Origin of the sequence: Thalassotalea sp. PS06 (assembly GCF_007197775.1) — a bacterium.
Classification (GTDB): Bacteria; Pseudomonadota; Gammaproteobacteria; order Enterobacterales; family Alteromonadaceae; genus Thalassotalea_A.
On the sequence record NZ_CP041638.1, the window covers coordinates 2,219,456 to 2,235,682 of the forward strand.

At 45.3% G+C, this 16,227-nt stretch carries 14 protein-coding genes; 1 reads left to right on the top strand and 13 read right to left on the bottom strand.

Annotation, left to right across the window (positions count from 1 at the left end):
- Positions 1–13: 13 nt before the first annotated feature.
- The 3 genes from FNC98_RS09880 to FNC98_RS09890 form a co-directional block, all read right to left on the bottom strand.
- Entirely contained in the window at positions 14–763 is a 750-nt protein-coding gene (locus tag FNC98_RS09880) for a response regulator transcription factor (protein ID WP_143581073.1), read from the bottom strand.
- Between the two features lie 77 nt (positions 764–840).
- Positions 841–1,566: a spondin domain-containing protein gene (locus FNC98_RS09885; RefSeq protein ID WP_143581074.1), complete on the bottom strand. Its 726-nt coding sequence runs from the start codon at positions 1,564–1,566 to the stop codon at positions 841–843.
- A gap of 9 nt (positions 1,567–1,575) precedes the next feature.
- Positions 1,576–2,274: a spondin domain-containing protein gene (locus FNC98_RS09890; RefSeq protein ID WP_409574549.1), complete on the bottom strand. Its 699-nt coding sequence runs from the start codon at positions 2,272–2,274 to the stop codon at positions 1,576–1,578.
- A gap of 270 nt (positions 2,275–2,544) precedes the next feature.
- Here FNC98_RS09890 and FNC98_RS09895 point away from each other — a divergent pair, with 270 nt between their 5' ends.
- On the top strand, positions 2,545–2,979 hold the full coding sequence (locus FNC98_RS09895; protein ID WP_221932877.1) for a hypothetical protein: 435 nt from the start codon (positions 2,545–2,547) through the stop codon (positions 2,977–2,979).
- 60 nt (positions 2,980–3,039) lie between these two features.
- Here the strand turns inward: FNC98_RS09895 and FNC98_RS09900 are convergent, their stop codons facing one another.
- The 10 genes from FNC98_RS09900 to pbpC all read right to left on the bottom strand — a co-directional run bounded on the left by FNC98_RS09900 (position 3,040) and on the right by pbpC (position 16,206).
- Complete coding sequence (locus FNC98_RS09900; protein ID WP_143581076.1) at positions 3,040–5,445, bottom strand: patatin-like phospholipase family protein; 2,406 nt, start codon at positions 5,443–5,445, stop codon at positions 3,040–3,042.
- A 54-nt stretch (positions 5,446–5,499) separates the two neighbouring features.
- Entirely contained in the window at positions 5,500–5,955 is a 456-nt protein-coding gene (locus tag FNC98_RS09905) for a DUF4174 domain-containing protein (RefSeq protein WP_143581077.1), read from the bottom strand.
- A gap of 99 nt (positions 5,956–6,054) precedes the next feature.
- A complete protein-coding gene (locus FNC98_RS09910) occupies positions 6,055–6,321 on the bottom strand; it encodes a hypothetical protein (protein ID WP_143581078.1) in 267 nt (88 codons plus the stop codon).
- An 84-nt stretch (positions 6,322–6,405) separates the two neighbouring features.
- Positions 6,406–7,203, bottom strand: a complete 798-nt coding sequence (locus tag FNC98_RS09915) for an SDR family oxidoreductase (RefSeq protein ID WP_185967925.1) — start codon at positions 7,201–7,203, stop codon at positions 6,406–6,408.
- Positions 7,184–8,476, bottom strand: coding sequence for an MFS transporter (locus FNC98_RS09920; protein WP_143581080.1), 1,293 nt, complete (start codon positions 8,474–8,476; stop codon positions 7,184–7,186). Before FNC98_RS09920 ends, FNC98_RS09915 begins: the two co-directional genes overlap by 20 nt.
- Entirely contained in the window at positions 8,469–10,340 is a 1,872-nt protein-coding gene (locus FNC98_RS09925) for a hypothetical protein (protein WP_185967926.1), read from the bottom strand. The genes FNC98_RS09920 and FNC98_RS09925 overlap by 8 nt, the downstream gene beginning before the upstream one ends.
- A gap of 3 nt (positions 10,341–10,343) precedes the next feature.
- Complete coding sequence (locus FNC98_RS09930; protein WP_143581081.1) at positions 10,344–11,303, bottom strand: NAD-dependent epimerase/dehydratase family protein; 960 nt, start codon at positions 11,301–11,303, stop codon at positions 10,344–10,346.
- Positions 11,303–12,220, bottom strand: a complete 918-nt coding sequence (locus FNC98_RS09935) for a bile acid:sodium symporter family protein (protein ID WP_143581082.1) — start codon at positions 12,218–12,220, stop codon at positions 11,303–11,305. Before FNC98_RS09935 ends, FNC98_RS09930 begins: the two co-directional genes overlap by 1 nt.
- A 189-nt stretch (positions 12,221–12,409) precedes the next feature.
- The gene (locus FNC98_RS09940) at positions 12,410–13,408 is read right to left on the bottom strand and encodes an AraC family transcriptional regulator (RefSeq protein ID WP_143581083.1); all 999 of its coding nucleotides are present in this window, start codon (positions 13,406–13,408) and stop codon (positions 12,410–12,412) included.
- 506 nt (positions 13,409–13,914) lie between these two features.
- Positions 13,915–16,206, bottom strand: coding sequence for a penicillin-binding protein 1C (pbpC, locus tag FNC98_RS09945; RefSeq protein ID WP_143581084.1), 2,292 nt, complete (start codon positions 16,204–16,206; stop codon positions 13,915–13,917).
- Positions 16,207–16,227 lie beyond the last annotated feature (21 nt).

The following is a 16,227-nucleotide window of genomic DNA, read 5'->3' on the forward strand; positions in this document are numbered from 1 at the left end:
ATTTGCTAAATGATTAATGAACACCGAGTTCGTTAAATTTGTATCCCACGCCCCAGACGGTCTGGACGATTTTCGGTTGCGAGACATCCGCCTCAAGCTTGTTGCGTAATCGGTTAATATGGGAGTTAACCGTGTGTTCGTAACCACTGTGGTGATAACCCCAAACTGAGCTCAATAACTCGGAGCGGGAAAACACCTGTCCTGGGTGAGACGCGAGGAAACGCAATAAATCGTATTCCGTCGATGTCAGTTGCAAAGTTTGACCATGGATGCGAATTTGATGACTATTCTGATCAATTTCCAAGTGGCCGATAATAATCACAGGCTGAGTGGATTGTTGCGTCGACTCTTGCTGAGTTGCACTTGCCATCGCCTTGGCCTGATGGGCGGCTTTAATCAGATTCACCCGTCGAAGTAAGCTTCTTACCCTCGCCTGTAGCTCTCTCACACTAAACGGTTTGGTCATGTAGTCATCGGCGCCGAGCTCTAACCCCAATACCCGGTCCGTTTCCGAGCTGCGTGAGGTTAACATCAAAATAGCCTGTTCAGGCCTTTGTTCCCGAATCTGACGACAGATGTCCAGCCCGGATACCTCGCCAAGCATGACATCAAGAATGATTAAATCAAAAGATTGAGACTGGGCTATTTGTAATCCGGATTTGCCATCGAAGCCCAGATATACCTCAAAGGCGAGTTCCTGCAACTGCACTTTTATCAATCGGGCAATATCCCGATCGTCTTCCACCACCAGTATTTTTGTCATTGGCTTCCCCTTTACATCGAAAAGCCAAACAAAACGAACGGCTGGCCAAAACCAGTCCGCTCGTTATCCGTCGGCTATCACTCGATGCGAGTAATGGTTACGCGAATGGTCGGATTGTCAAAGCGATGTGCCTGCGTTAATACCGACTGCGTCAAGCCATCGTCCATGGATACCACGCCAGGATGAGCACTGACAAAGTCGACATCATCTCGCTCGGCATTGTAACCTTCCCCACCTGCTGCAGGGCCTGGAATTGTTTCAGCGAGTTCACTGTTTTTTTCCGTCCCCGCATCATAAGAACCCATAACCATGGAAATACTTTCGTTGGCAGCCAACTGACTGATATCCAGCGCATTAATTCCAGTAAATGCGTCATTGGTATTAACCAGCATGGTCGCCGCACTCAGGTACATTGGTGCAGTATCTGTGATCATAACTTCAATACTTTCGCTAGTACCTGGCATCAGGATGTCTGCGCCTGAATTACCTGCCAGCACCACACTTAAATCAAGAACCTGAGAGTTGTCACCACTCTCTGCGAGGTTCTCAATCGCGTCATTTGCGCTCTCACCGATATTCCAGAGCATGCCTTCATTGTGAAGCACCACCGCAAATGGTGACATCGGCTGAGCATTGGTTAGATTAGTTACATCAACCTGATAGCGATATTGCATCGGTTCAGGTGGTGGCATTAAGCTATTATCATCATCGTCATCATGACAGGCACTTACCAGAATCAGTAAGCAGGATGCTGCAATGGCTTTGCCAAACCCTTTAAGGGTAAGGTTTTGATAAGTTTTCATGCTAGCCTCCTAGTTTACAACGATGGTTACTCGGGCTACTGGATTTAACCAGCGATGTACGGTGTTATCTAAATCACTCTTACCACCCGATAAATCATCATCACCCAGGTTGCCACGGTGAACGTGAATCATGGTGTTATCTTCGGTAGAAGTTACACCTGTACCACCAATGCCCGCGTCCATACCAGGAGCTGCAGGGATACCTGGTTCACCCGGAGCGCCTGCGCCATTAACGATTTCATCGTTGGCCTCAGTACCTGCATCGTATGCATTTAGGTTGAAGGTATAAGTACCTGGTTCGGTTGGGATCATCCAGCTGTCTAAACCAACAAAACCATCATTGGTTGGTAACACCATGGAAGCGAATGAAAGGTAATCATTACCCTCCAAATTGGTAAGTGTGGTTTCAAAATACGCGCCTGGTGCCAATAAACCACCTGCAGGGTTTTCTACTAAATCGGCACTCACGCTGGTTAGTAGTGTGCCCATCGCCGAAATGTCGCCACCTTCAGCGATTGCCTGTAGTTCAGGAGATGCTGATTGACCAACGCGAAACATCACTGCATCGGATGTATGAGCAGCAATAATAAAAGGGGTGAAATAGGTACCTTGCGTTAGGTTAGTGATTTTGATTTGTAAATCTTGTGACCAGGCATTGCCAGTTACCGCAAGGGATGCCACAGCCGCCATTAATTTCATTTTCATCATTATTTTCCTCATCAGGTCGGGGTATCCCCGTAAAAATATTCAAACCAAGTATGGTGAAAAAAGTAGCCAGATCCCTCACGATTCAATAACAAAATTATCACAATTTAACGGTTGCAAATGTTATGAAATTAAACCTCAAATACGCCGTTCTTTTTAGAGTTAATAACTTTTCTTTAGACATTTTTTCACCACGCCTCGCCACTCTTGTACCGCCTTTAACGTTTAATTAAGATAGGCCTTTATGACTTTATTATTGATTGAACCAAAACAATGAAAAAAATATTACTGCTGGTATTAATGTCTACTTTTCTAGCCCCGTCTTTTGCCAATACTCAATCCGATCAGCTTGCAAGCTGCATGGTTGACTCGCTAAATGGCAAGGAGCGTAAAAAACTTGCCCAATGGATATTCTTCGCAATGTCCGCGCACCCTGAAATCGAAGTTTACTCCAGAGTTACTCAAGAAAATCGTGATGAAACGGATCAATATATCGGTAACCTATTAACCCGACTGCTCACCAAAGATTGCCCTGAACAAGCGAGCGCCGTGTTGAAAAGCTCAAACAGCACTGGCATGGGAAATGCGTTTCGATTAGTCGGCCAGGTAGCGATGCGAGAGTTGATGACAAATAGCAACGTCTCCAATGCTATTGCTAACTTTGAACAGCACATGGATAGCGCCAAAATCAGTCAACTGTCACAGTAACTCATATCGGTTGTGCGGCTTGCGTTGACAAAATACTGTCGACGCCAACCGCGCAGCTTACTAAAAAATCATTTCAATCAATTGCATAAGATCAAACTGCGCCTGGATCTGCACTTTATCCCGAGTCTGTATTTCACCAAAGTCTTCGATTTCATCGAGTCTGACTACGGCACGCATAGTGATTAATTCGTTTATTAGCCCCGTTGAAACATACAAAGCATTGAGAGGATCTTTATAAACGCTGCGGCCAGGAAAGGAGTACTCATACCCGGTTGAGACTACAGGCACAAATAGCGAACCGGTGTGATAACTGCCGCCCACCGCGACGCTAAAATAGTCATCATGTTCAAAATCAGCTTCGAGATAATTAAAAGTTAGGGCGCCATCGAAGGTTATTTTTTCAAATGGACTATCGATCCTGCCCACCGCCGACAGCAGCAAGCTCTTCTCCAAAGCTCCAAAGCCAAACCGCAGCGTTCCTGAACAACAATCCCAAAGGCCATTATTCAACGGCCAGGTACCGGTTTTCGAATAATCTATCCAGGAATCTTTAATCGGCTCAGAAATACGCAATATGGTAAGCAATGTTTTGTTTTCAATCCGGAACTCACAGTTATAACAATCTGAGGCTTGTTCCTGCATGGCGATCAAATTGTCATAACTCACTTTAAAGTGCTCTGCCGCCCACCTTGGATAGTCGATAAACAGCTCTTCCTGCAACGATTTTGATTTAAACTGCTTTGTCGCCAGACCTTTAAGGTTGTTCATGTAATTATTAAAGGTAAGAGGTTCGGAATCTCTTCCCGAGAAGGTATAAAACGCCTGGGACAAGGCGATATAGGTATTTTGATAGTAGTCGTTAGTTAAAGGCATCGACGCCTGAAACTCGGTGTTATAGAGATACTTAAGAAAGTCCAGCTCATAGATTTGGTTATCAAGATCTTTCAATTCATCAGTGGTTAATTCATCACGGGATACATTATGGTGCTTATCTTTGGTAAGCGTCTTAACCCGGTCAATCATTTGCTGCTGGATACAAGCCTGATTGTTATCACCACTGAGATTTTCACAGGCATAGGCACTCATCATGTAGGCACCGTCATATACGCCGGTGAGGTAATCATGAACCCGAAAGTGGGCAGAATAAAAAGCGCCAAAGTGCGCGTGGAAATCTGCAAGTAAATTGTGATAACGACTACTGATTCGAAAATGGTATTTATCTTCGTCACCATGGATCTTTTCTAGGGTCTTTCGATAGTTTGCGCTGGTTGCAGTATCGAAAGAATTGCCAAGATATAACAGGTAATCCCAAAGCCCTACCCGGTCCGGCTGTTGAATATTGCCGGTGGATGACATTGAGAATGCCTCTTCTGTCATGGGATGTTCATTACGAAGATTGTCAGGATGAATAAATATGATGCGCCGCTGGGCAACAAGCGGCGGCTTTATGTCTGCAGATTGCTTTTGTCCGAGGTACATTTCATGAATATCAACCGAAACGCCAATCGGCGCATTATCGAACAAGCCACCATCACTAAACAGTGAGGTGGTTGCGTAATCAGATGTACAGGTCTGGTTGTCGAGTTTCTTGCTAATACAAAACGGCAGTTCAACCGGCGCAAATGCTACCGGAAATGAGCTTGATGCTTTTAACGCTTCAAAAACGATATCCGGATTGATAAAGCCTGATGGCGTTTCTGGTAAAGAAATAAAGTAATCAGGCAATAGTTCAGGTAATGCTGCTTCAAATTGATTCAAATAAACATTTTTAAAGGCAATCTTGCCATTCACTGTGATCACTTTGACAGGGATCACAAAACGTTGATAACCGGTGGTCTGATCGGAATTTTTAATCTTTTCCTGATATGGGTACATCAAAGTAACCGACATGGTGGTGATAATGCTGCAATCCCCATCACCTTCATCGCTGTCGGGATTCACAGCAAGGTCGTCCGGATACTGGCGCGATAATTGACTGCGGCTGATATCAAATTCAGAAGGATCGAGAATGTATTTCGACAGGTCTTCCACCACTTTTAAAAAGATACTCTCGCGATTAAACAAAGAACCTTCGTTGTTGCGCCGGTTGAGATTGCTGATATCAATGTTCCAGCTGGAGCGCAGTAGATTTGAGTGCAGTTCTTCGTTGATATTGGAGCAGATCTTTATTGCCGACAACACACTGTTGATACTACCGGCGGAGGCTCCGGAAAAGGACACCAGAGTTTCATTAGGCTGACTGTTAATATGTTCAACCAAATACCAATTCAGCCCGGATTCATAACTACCAAGGCTGACGCCGCCTTTTACCGCCACAAAATATTCTTGCGATGGGCGATTTGGTGAATTCGAAGGTTCAAGCAATTCTACCTTTGGCACCTGCGCAAAAATGCCGCCGCTGAAAAAACTCAGAAGCAAAAAAAACTTAGTTAAATACAACGACACTTTTCGAAAGTTAATGGTCATTGGCCTGTCATTTATTATTGTTCAGGCACTGTTGGTAAGGCTGGATCCGACAGGCTACTGGCGTTGCATTTCCTGCTGTCTCATCGGCATAGCATCAACCGTTTCATAGAGCTGCTTTAAATCCAACTCACTGGTGAATAATTTCGGAAGACCATCCTTACCAATTAAAATGATCACATCCCCTTCGCCAGTATTGCCAAAATATTCAGCTTTGATTGAATTTCGGAAATTGTCGGATATTTCTCCGGGATAATTGCTTTCGACTTCCTCGTCCTGAAAAATAAACCAGTAGATATGACGCTCACTCAACTGTTTTGCGTCACTTTCTAATTTTTCGGCAAAGGATTGTTTGGCTTTATCAGAGCCTTGCATTAGCAAGATTCTCGATTGCCATTGCAGCTCAGAGATATCGTTAAGTTCTTCGGCTTTTAAAATTGCAATCGGCATCAATGACAGAACCAGTAAGGCACTGATTAGCGGTATGGATACAACGAGGTTTATTGTTTTCATCGAACTATCCTGAAAAGTGGTTAACGTCCATGAAAACCTGTGTATTTGATACCTAAAGCATAGGCCAGAGCTCAATAAATTGTGAAATAAATTAAATAATTAGGTGCGAGATATCTCTTGTTCGGATTTGCAGTTTTTACAATGCCACAAATGGATTTTTCTGAACATCATCAACTGACCAACAAAAGCCAACACGATACCAGACGTGATTAGCAAAAATTGTATTGGCATTGCTGGTTGGTACACCATGGCATAGCCTGCGCACAACACAGCAATTAGCTCCAGCATCGAGGCAAAACCGAATAGGCCGGATTTTACCTTACGCTTTTTCTTTTTTAATGGGCTACCACAATTGCCACAGGTCATAACTGCTCCAATGAAAAACTAGTTAATGAACGCGGTCAGATCTTGAATTTTGCACCGAGTACGAAATTCAAGATCTGACCCCGCTTATTTTGGATATGAGTTAAATTCGTCCTTGGCGCCTTTGGTCATGATTTTTAAATAGGTTGCCGGTACCAAGGCAAACAACCATCGAGCAACATTCGCAACCTTGCCTAGATACAGGGTGCGTTTGCCGTTATGGCCGGCCGCTAAGATTCTGCTTGCGGCAACCTGAGGCGATATCTGTTCGCCATTGGTGTTTTTCTTCAATGCACCAGGCGATGAAACACCCGCATTAACCTGGGCTTTGAGTTCAGGGCGAGAGCGCACAAACGACGGACAAATCACACTAACGCTGACACCTTTATCTTTCAATTCGCTACCGAGAGAATAGAAAAAACCTTCCATTGCGTGTTTACTGCCAGCATATAACGACCGACCATATAAAGGCGCAAATCCAGCAACACTGGACATAGCAATAATCTGGCCTTTATTGGTAATAAGTTGCTCTAAACATAGTCGGGTAATATCAACCGCCGCCGTGTAATTTACCGCCATGATTTTATCGGCGAGTTCCTTACTGGAATCGGTAAACCGGCTCATATGAGTGATGCCAGCGTTGTTGATCAGCACATCGATACGTTGGAAACGTTCGATAATCTGCTCAATCGCGTTTTCTAACTGGCTATAATCGGTAATATCGACGGCAATATTTAAGGCATTTTCATGCTGCAACGCATTGTCGGTTGTCAAATCCAGACATGCTACCTGAGCGCCCTGCCCGATAAGCTGCTTACAAAGCTCCTGGCCAATCCCGCCACTGCCACCAGTGATCACAACGACCTTATTTTGATAGGGATGCATGCTCAAAACCCTCTTTTTGTGCATCTTGTTGCTCGAAGCTCTCAAGCTTGATCACATCTTTTAATCGCAACAAGGCGATGACAATTAAACTAACGATTAATCCACCAGCAAGCATTAATGACAATTTGGCATCAAAAGCCTGAGCTAGCGCGCCAAATACGACGCCGCTGAGTGCCGGAATTACTTGACCAATAATGGTGTAACAGGCCATGACTCTGCCGCGATAAGCAGGTTCACACATCTGATTAAGGCCAGCGACAATCAAACTAATGGCAATACCCCCAGCGATGCCCGATGTTAAAAGAACTATCACCGATAATGCCAGATTGGTGACAATTGCCAGCGAACCTAAACCGGCTGCCGCTATCAGGATACAAAGGTTTAGTTGTAACCCCAGCTTGCCGGCATTTCGGGTCACTAAACTTATCAGGCCACCGATAATGAGTGAAAATGCCACTAGAGATAAGTAAGTCCCCTGTGCTTTTTCACTTAAAAACAGCTGTTTTTCGGCAATTACCGGCAATAACACCTGCATCGGTCCCATTAGCAAATAGGTGATCATCGACAACAATAATAACGGCTTAACTATGCCGGGGCGGAAAATGACCTGCCAGCCTTCAACAACCTGCTGCCAAATCGACGTTTGTTGCTCAGCATTTCGCGCCTGCTGAGGTTTGGTGTCTGCTTCCATTCTCTGTTTGATAACACTCGATTCTGGATGGTATCTCAGCAATGCCAACAATAATGACGAGACGACAAACATAATGGCGCCGGCAACAAATACGCCTTCATAACCAAAAGAAACCTGCAGGTTTTTCACTACCATAGGCGCGATACCAAATCCGCTCATGACCATCAGGTTTAAGGCTATAGTACCACCCGTTAATTTGTCTTCCGCGATAAAACCAGGCAAAGCGGCAAATCTGGCGGGAGAGACAAACGACCAGCCAACCCCGGCAAAAAACGCCGCACTCAGCAACAGGCCAATTTGCATAGTTGGCGTGCTATCAAGGGCAACATAAAGCAATGCAAGGCTGATCAGAAATGAATTTTGAGCAATAAGAATCACCCGGCGAGGCGAATACCTATCGCAATACACCCCTGCAAACCAGCCTAATATCACCGGTGGGCCAAAGCATAAACCGTAGCCAATGCCCGCGAGCATTGGCGAGTCAAACCAGTCAATGGCGAGAAAAATAATGCTGTAATTAACCACGTGTCCGGCAATAAATGCCAGCAAGCACGATAGTAGAAATCCTGGTAGCTTATTCATGGCGATCGGCTTCTAAGCCTTCGCTGGACTCAGTATCATCAGCCTCGATAGATTCACTCTGACCTTCAATATCCTGATACTGAGGTTGCAGACGAATCAGGGTTGGCTGACCATCTTCGATATGCCAGCTTGGAAAGCTAGAGTTGGTGGTAAACACATCGCCATTCGGAGCAATCTCGACATCACGGGTAAAAGTGACGCGTTTTGGCATCGGATAATGATGCCATTGCTGAGAATCGATATCATATCGATACAGTGCATCCGAGGTATTACCGTTGATCCAGACGATATCACGACTGCGATCGACGTTTAATGAATAAGGCGTCTCACTGCCAAGTGGATACACTGGAATTTCAACGTTTTCGAAGGTCTCGGTAATCGGGTCGAATTTCACGATCATCGATTCTGGGAATGCGGCAATCCACAGGTTGCCTTTCGAGTCACTACGCAAACGACGCGGTCCGGTAAACGGCGTATCGTAAACCGTGACTTCTAATGTCTCACCGTCTATCTTACCGATAGAATCCGCGTGCAAACGGGCGAACCAGACATCGCCATTAGGGGTAATATCAATACCATAAGGCAGAGGTACGCCCGATGATTGTTCATCAATGGAGAACCAGTTCGCTAACGGTAATCCCCAATCCATGAGCTTTAGGATTGCTCCCATAAAGCTTACGGTCAGGCCTTCACCAAAGTTACGGGCCGGCAAATCGAACATCTGGAACTCTTTGCTCTTTCTGTCAAACATGGCAATTTGATTTGATAACGCCATGGTAAACCAGACTCTGTCCTGGGCATCGATACGCACCGTATGCGGATAATAGCCATCATCCATTTCATGGATGATAAATTCTTTACTGGTTACATCAAATTCCACCAGGCGCTGCTGATAGGAAGTAGTGATAAAGATATTGCCGTCTTGCTTTGATTCCGCAAAGGAATGGATACCGGCAAAGGTTTCATGTTTCGGGAACGAGCTTAACCGATTGCCCATCAGGCCGCCGTGCTTATCTCCTTCAGCGCGTTTCATCTTGTAAACCGTATATTCGCCATTTTCCGGATTTATCTCGTATAAACGATCCTGCAGATTATCACCGACATAGACGTAACCATTTGAGTGATATAACAAATCGTGCATTTGCGAGAAGGCATCGCCAATCGGCCATTCGGTGATTTTATCCTCGGTTAAGGATTTCGCCCATGGCGTGCCATCAGGGATCAGCTCTGGGTTTTCAAACAAGCGCTTATATTCGGCGCTTAAAATTGGTGGTAACTGTTCTTGTGCTTCATCGTGAACCCGGGCGCCATAGCCGACCATACGGTAAATAATTTCATTCCAGCTTTCTTCATCGCGAGGGCGTCTGAAAAAATGAGAACCCTGTTGATGACAAAAACCGCATTGCATCACGTAATGCTTTTTCAAATCTTCGTCACCTAAATCCAGGGCTGATAACCAGGTATTGGCGGGTTTTGATTCAGCAAGCTGCAATGGATCGGTGATCGGCTTCATCGTTAACTGCAGATCTTCATTACCATTGGCTTCAATCGTTACATCATGATAGTTGGGGCGACGGATACGAATACGGACTTTTTCATCTTCGTATGTAGAAAATTCCACCTTGCCGTTATCGTCAGTAAATCGGGTATGAACCGTGTTCGAACGATTCAGGCGACGCTCTGGCGGATAACCCATATCCGATTTATCCAGTACAAAGCCCTCAACCGGTGTCTGCATTACCATAACCTGCGGCATCGGCTGCTTGTTCTCATCTGTAACAACAACAGTTGCCGCTTGTGCGGTCGACGTCACAACTAACGCAGCTATTACCTGACTCGCGGCGGTTTTTAGTGAAAACTTCATAACTTAAACGTCCTTTTGTAATGCAAGAAACTGCTCCAGCGCTTGCTGGGAGGTATAACTAGGTTGATGGGTGAAGGTTCTTTTTAATTTATCGTTGGCCAGTACCGGACGATATTTAACAAACTTCACCTGCTCAGGCCCATATTGAGTAAGGCCCAGAGGTTTTAAAATGCTCAATGCCCCTTCGATTAACCAGGAAGGCAGAGGCAGATAAGGTTTTTTCAGAGTTTTCGCTATTTGCGCCATCGAAACGGCGCCATCTCCGGCTAGATTGTAGTCGCCTTCCACATCGGTAAACATGGCTTCGTGAATATAGGCCACGACATCTTCCGACCAGATAAATACAAAGGGTCCAGGGTAGCCGGCAACACCGGTGATCATTTTCTGCTGAAACAAGTTCACAATCGGACCATCGAAATTCGGCCCTAAAATTGTGCCCGGGCGCAGAATTACCTGTTTCAGATTTGGGTAAGTCTTATTGGCATCTTCCATGATTCCTTCAATTTCCGCCTTATGGGCGCTGTAGAAATAATCCTGATTACCTTTTTTCGGGTGGTCTTCACTCAGCCAGCCGGTGTTCTCTGGCCAGTAGCCGAATGAGGCGCCGGAGGTAGTAACGATGAATTTTTTACAATCAATTTGCGCTGCTAAATCGACGAGTTTTTTGGTTGCCAGCACATCGATTTCATAGGCCTTTTCCCGAGGCATGGCTTTCGATATTTGCAAAATAGACGCAAGATGGACAATGACATCTGGCTTTACTTCTTCTACCCATTGGTAAAATTCAGGCTTGCAGACATCCAGGGCTTTGTAGTGAAGTGACGAGTATTTTTCGCTATCAATGTCGATGCCGAGTTCAGGTTTAATGTCAGTCGCAAACACTTGTGTGTTTTCGCAATCCTGTAAAGACTGAACCAAACGTCGGCCCAGGCAACCCGCGGCACCGGTAATCAGTATTTTCATTATTGTTCTCCCCTGATCGGCAATGCCTGATCCGATTTTTGTTGTTTAAATATCAAGGCAACGATTAAACCGGCAACGATATGCCAGGTTCCCCAAAAGGCACAAATTAGCGCCATGCCTGGCTGACCGCCAAACTGTGTAAACACAATGGCAATAGCCAGTGACGCATTTTGCATGCCGACTTCTATGGTCACGGCTTTTTGATCGCGAACCTCAAGGCCCGCGCTTCTGGCACTTAAATAGCCAATGAAAAATGCCATGCCATTATGAACAAAAACGATTAACAATAAGAACCAAAGGTGCTGTAAGAAGGCTTCGTGGTTCTTGCTAACCGCAATCAAGATAAAAGCGATTAATGCCAATAAGCTGGTGTTCTTTAATATTTTATGAAGGGTTTTAGCTACATTTTCGAACTTCGCGCGAACTAATAAACCGGCGGTAAGTGGTATGGCTAAAATCAGCACCAGAGTTTTAAATAGCTGCTCAGAGTCGACATCGATGGCCTGCATAATGGTCATCGCCGGTTCGTTAAATTGCGACCAAAACATAAAGTTGAGTGGCATCATCACAACCGCAGTGGCACTTGCGGCCGCGGTGAGTGAAATGGACAACGCGGTATTACCGCCACTTAAATGAGTGACAAAATTGGAAATAGCGCCTCCTGGACAGGAGGCGACAAGCATCATGCCTAATTCAATGCCGGGTGGTAAATCCACCAGCAAGGTGAATGCGCAAGTCAGAGCTGGCAAGAGAAGGAACTGGGCGCCCAGGCCAGAAATAACGGCCTTGGGCATGGTTATTACCCGTTTAAAGTCTCGCCAGTGTATATCAAGCGCCAGGCCAAATATCATACTGGCCAGCACCAGGTTCAATATCCATTGCGCACTGGAGTCGTAAAATACAGGACCTATTTCCATATTATTATTCTTGTCGTTTTTTTTATTGTTTGCCTAGTCTACCTTTTTGAATTTTAAAAATAATGACTTTTTACGCCATCAAAAAAGCCTCGGTGGCGTGTTGGGTACAAACCGTGTTGAAGAAATAATCGATTGGATAAAATAGCGTCAATTGGGGTCAGATCTTGAATTACGCACTTGCTGCGAAATTCAAGATCTGACCTCTTTGGATTTTCGATATTGCAACGGTGTCATCCCGGTCCAGCGTTTAAACGCCCGTTGAAACGCACTTTGCTCGGAAAAACCTGTCATTTCGGCAATATACATTAGCGAATAGTGCTCCATTTGCAGGTAATCCATGGCCATCTTTTTACGCAGATTATCCAGCAATTGACTGTAGCTGGTACCGGCATCGGAGAGTTTTCGTTGCAGGGTACGCACACTTAAATTCATCAGCTCGGCAATTTCTTCGATATCCGGCACCTCAACCGATAAGCGATTGATCATATATTGACTCATCACTTCAATCGGCACCGCTTCGGTAAAGCTAGCCAGCTGTTGCTCCGCATGCTGACACAACAGCTCATGCAATTGCGGTTCATGCTTAATTAAAGGCACATCCAGCAATTCAGCATCAACCAGAACACCGTTAACATCCTGAGAAAACAATACCGGACACTGGAAATATTGCTCATAAACCCGCTCATCACCGGTGCAGGCATGGGCAAAGAACACTTTAGTGGGCATTACTGGCGCCGCAGATAACTTACGCGATAATGCCACCCAGCCAGTGATAATTTCTTCAACCGTATGGTGAGAGCAGGCATATGCTGGCACCCAATTAATGAGAATTTGTTCGCCCTGCTCTTTTATCATTGGCGAGCCTAAGTTTCCAACCAATGACTGAAACTTATATTGCTGCTCCAATGCGCGCTTTAGCGTTGGTGCCGTGTAAGCAATGTAACCGAGAGTACTCCAGCGATCCGGCTCTATGGTTTGGCCAAAATTAAAACCCAAGTCCTTGATACCCAGCGTCTTTTCCGCGTGCTCATACAAAGACTCTAATACGTCCGTTGATAACAATGAATGTTCATTAAAAAGCGAGGCTTTATCCAAACCAACCAGGTCCAGACTCTGGCGCAGTGGCACACCAAGATGAGATAAATACACCACCAGAGCTCTGATGGAATGGGATGATACTTTAATCATAAACAGGGGTATTATAATTCGTTGCTTTTACAACACTAATCGCTATTTTCATGGAACTCACTCGCTAACTATATATGAATCCGACATATAAACTAATCGTTACCACCGATATTATCCGCAAATAGTGTAACCCCTATTAATTACAACGAGATAACCTGATTCGCACAACCGATTAATATCGTCTGCACATTGTCACCATTACTTCGGTTACTTCCGTGGAGTCAGAGACAATTACAAAATACACAATAACGGATTTTTAATAAGTTAATGAACATAAACTAACAACTCTGCCCCTCACAATTGATAATTTAATGGTCTAGTACGATCGAGTAAAAAGCCAAAGAAAGGCTAACAATGTCGATATCTTTTCATGTGATTAGGTTGCTACAAGACTATCCCTTTAAGCTATCAAAATTGGGGACACAGTCATTAGCCAATTCAATATAACGCCCTAATATTATTAGTATTGATAAAGTGGTAATTGACTCTGACCCCGTAGGAATTAATTACATAATAAACACAGAAACGGAATCGCATTTCTGATTCAAGCATGCAGTTATCATGTTCTTGCCCTGCGGCAGTTTGTCTTTGCTAATTCTGGAACCCGCAACTGGTTTATCATTCAAATACCAAGTTACATCCTGCAAATTCGCCTTCGGTAACAAGGTTTGGCCATTGGCTAAGAACAAATGGGCGTTGTCTTTAGGGAAGATAATTTTTAGAGGCGTAGCCTGGTTGTCGCTTTGCTCACGTTGCAGGCTCATCCAGTGTTGTAAAACCTCTGGCCATTGGTGCAGGTTCTGTAGATTTTGCTGTTTTTTGATGGTTACCGGCGTCAAGCCATTGATGGTATAGGCATTGTGTAATGACTTGCAATGCTCATCTGTTACCAAGGATGCAGCCAAGCCGCTTGGCCAACAAATGGATTGCTGCTGAACCTTATCTGGCTGTTGCCATTGCTCTTGCTCTTTGCCAAGCTGATCAAAAACATCAAACAACAAAGGGGCAGCCTGATTAGCACCAGTCTGGCCGACAAAAGGTGAGCCATCAGGCCGCCCTACCCAAACGGCAACCGTATATTCAAAGCTGGTACCTATTGCCCAGGCATCACGAAAGCCGTAACTGGTGCCTGTTTTCCAGGCAATTTTTCGATTAAATGCGGCGTTAAAACGATCCGGTGGAGGAATTTCAGCTAAAACATTGGCAATGATCCAACTACTTTCCGGTGACAGTAGCCTCGCCGTACGTTTCTTATCCCCGGGCTGATAGCGAGGAAATATCATTTCCCCGCCACGCCCAAGGGCCGAATACATTGCCAGCAATTGCTCCATGGAAATACCAACGCCACCAAGTGCAATACTTAAATTGGGATTATGGCGATACAATTTAATGTCGGCAGATTCCACGCTTTCGACGAAGGCTTGCGGTGTTACTTTATCGAGTACCGCTACCACGGGCACGTTTTTACTGAGCTTTAACGCCATATCCATCGCCACCGCACCATCAAAGCGCTGGTCAAAATTCTCCGGCTTGTAGCCGGAAAACGACTGCGGAACATCGCTTAACAGACTTTTGGAATGTACCACGCCTTGCTCCAGACCAAGGGCGTAGATAAATGGCTTTAAAGTACTGCCCGGGGAGCGGATCGCCATAGGCATATCCACGTGCCCCGCCCTTTGTTCATTGAAAAACTCCGCAGAGCCTTTATAGGCCTTTACCTTGCCTGAGGCGTTTTCCATCACCATCACTGCCATCGATAACTTGTCGGGTAATACCTCGACATGACGGGCAACAACTGATTCCACATCCGATTGCAGTTGATGGGAGATAAACGTGGGGATATCCGCAAATGTACTCTCGGACGATTGACTATTTGTTACCTGACTTTTTAGCCGACGACTTAACAACGGCGCCATCTTAGCCGCAGGTTGAAGTTCACCAGACAAAGCTTCGTTCAGGTAGAAAGGTAACTCGTTGCTGGCAATCAATTGCTGCTGATGCAATCGATTAAGCACCTTGTTTCTCGCCTGCTGTGCCACTACAGGAAACCTGTCCGGGCGATATTGGCTGGGACGTTGCGGCAACACCACTAACAGTGCAGCCTCATTAACGGTTAAGTCTTTTGCACTTTTGCCAAAGTAGCGCCAACTCGCAGCCTCGACCCCTTCTATATTCCCGCCCATCGGGGCATGACGTAAATAAAGCCCGAGGATTTCATCTTTACTGAACTGTGATTCAAGCTGCAAAGCTCGGAAGATTTGTTCTAACTTGCCCCAATAACTGCGCTCATAAGGATGGAATAATCGCGCCACTTGCATGGTTAATGTCGAGCCACCGGAAACGACGCGACCGTAATACAATTGCTGACCAATGGCGCGAACAAGAGATATGGGGTTCACCCCAGGGTGCTGATAAAAATACTTATCTTCATAGGCCAGTAAGGCTTTTACATAAAAAGGCGAGACGCTTTCGATACCCAGATGGTAGCGATAAAAACCTTGTTCATCGGTGAACTGGCGAAGTGGCGTGCCGTCATCTGCACGGACAACGACCCCGGTCGGCCTTTCTACAACGTTTAAAGGAAATGCCCAATTTAACCCGTGAAAAAGCAACCAGGATGCGAACACGCTGCTCGCTGCAAACAACAACCACTTGCGCTTTCGCGTCCAAATAAAACCAGATGTTTTTTCGCGTTCTGTTGTTTTAGCGGTTACAGCAGCCAATATCTCGGCGACAGATAGTTTCAATGATGAACTCAAAGTCTTGCCCTTATCACCCATCATTTTTAAACGTTTCATTTGAATAACTTTGCTTTCAAA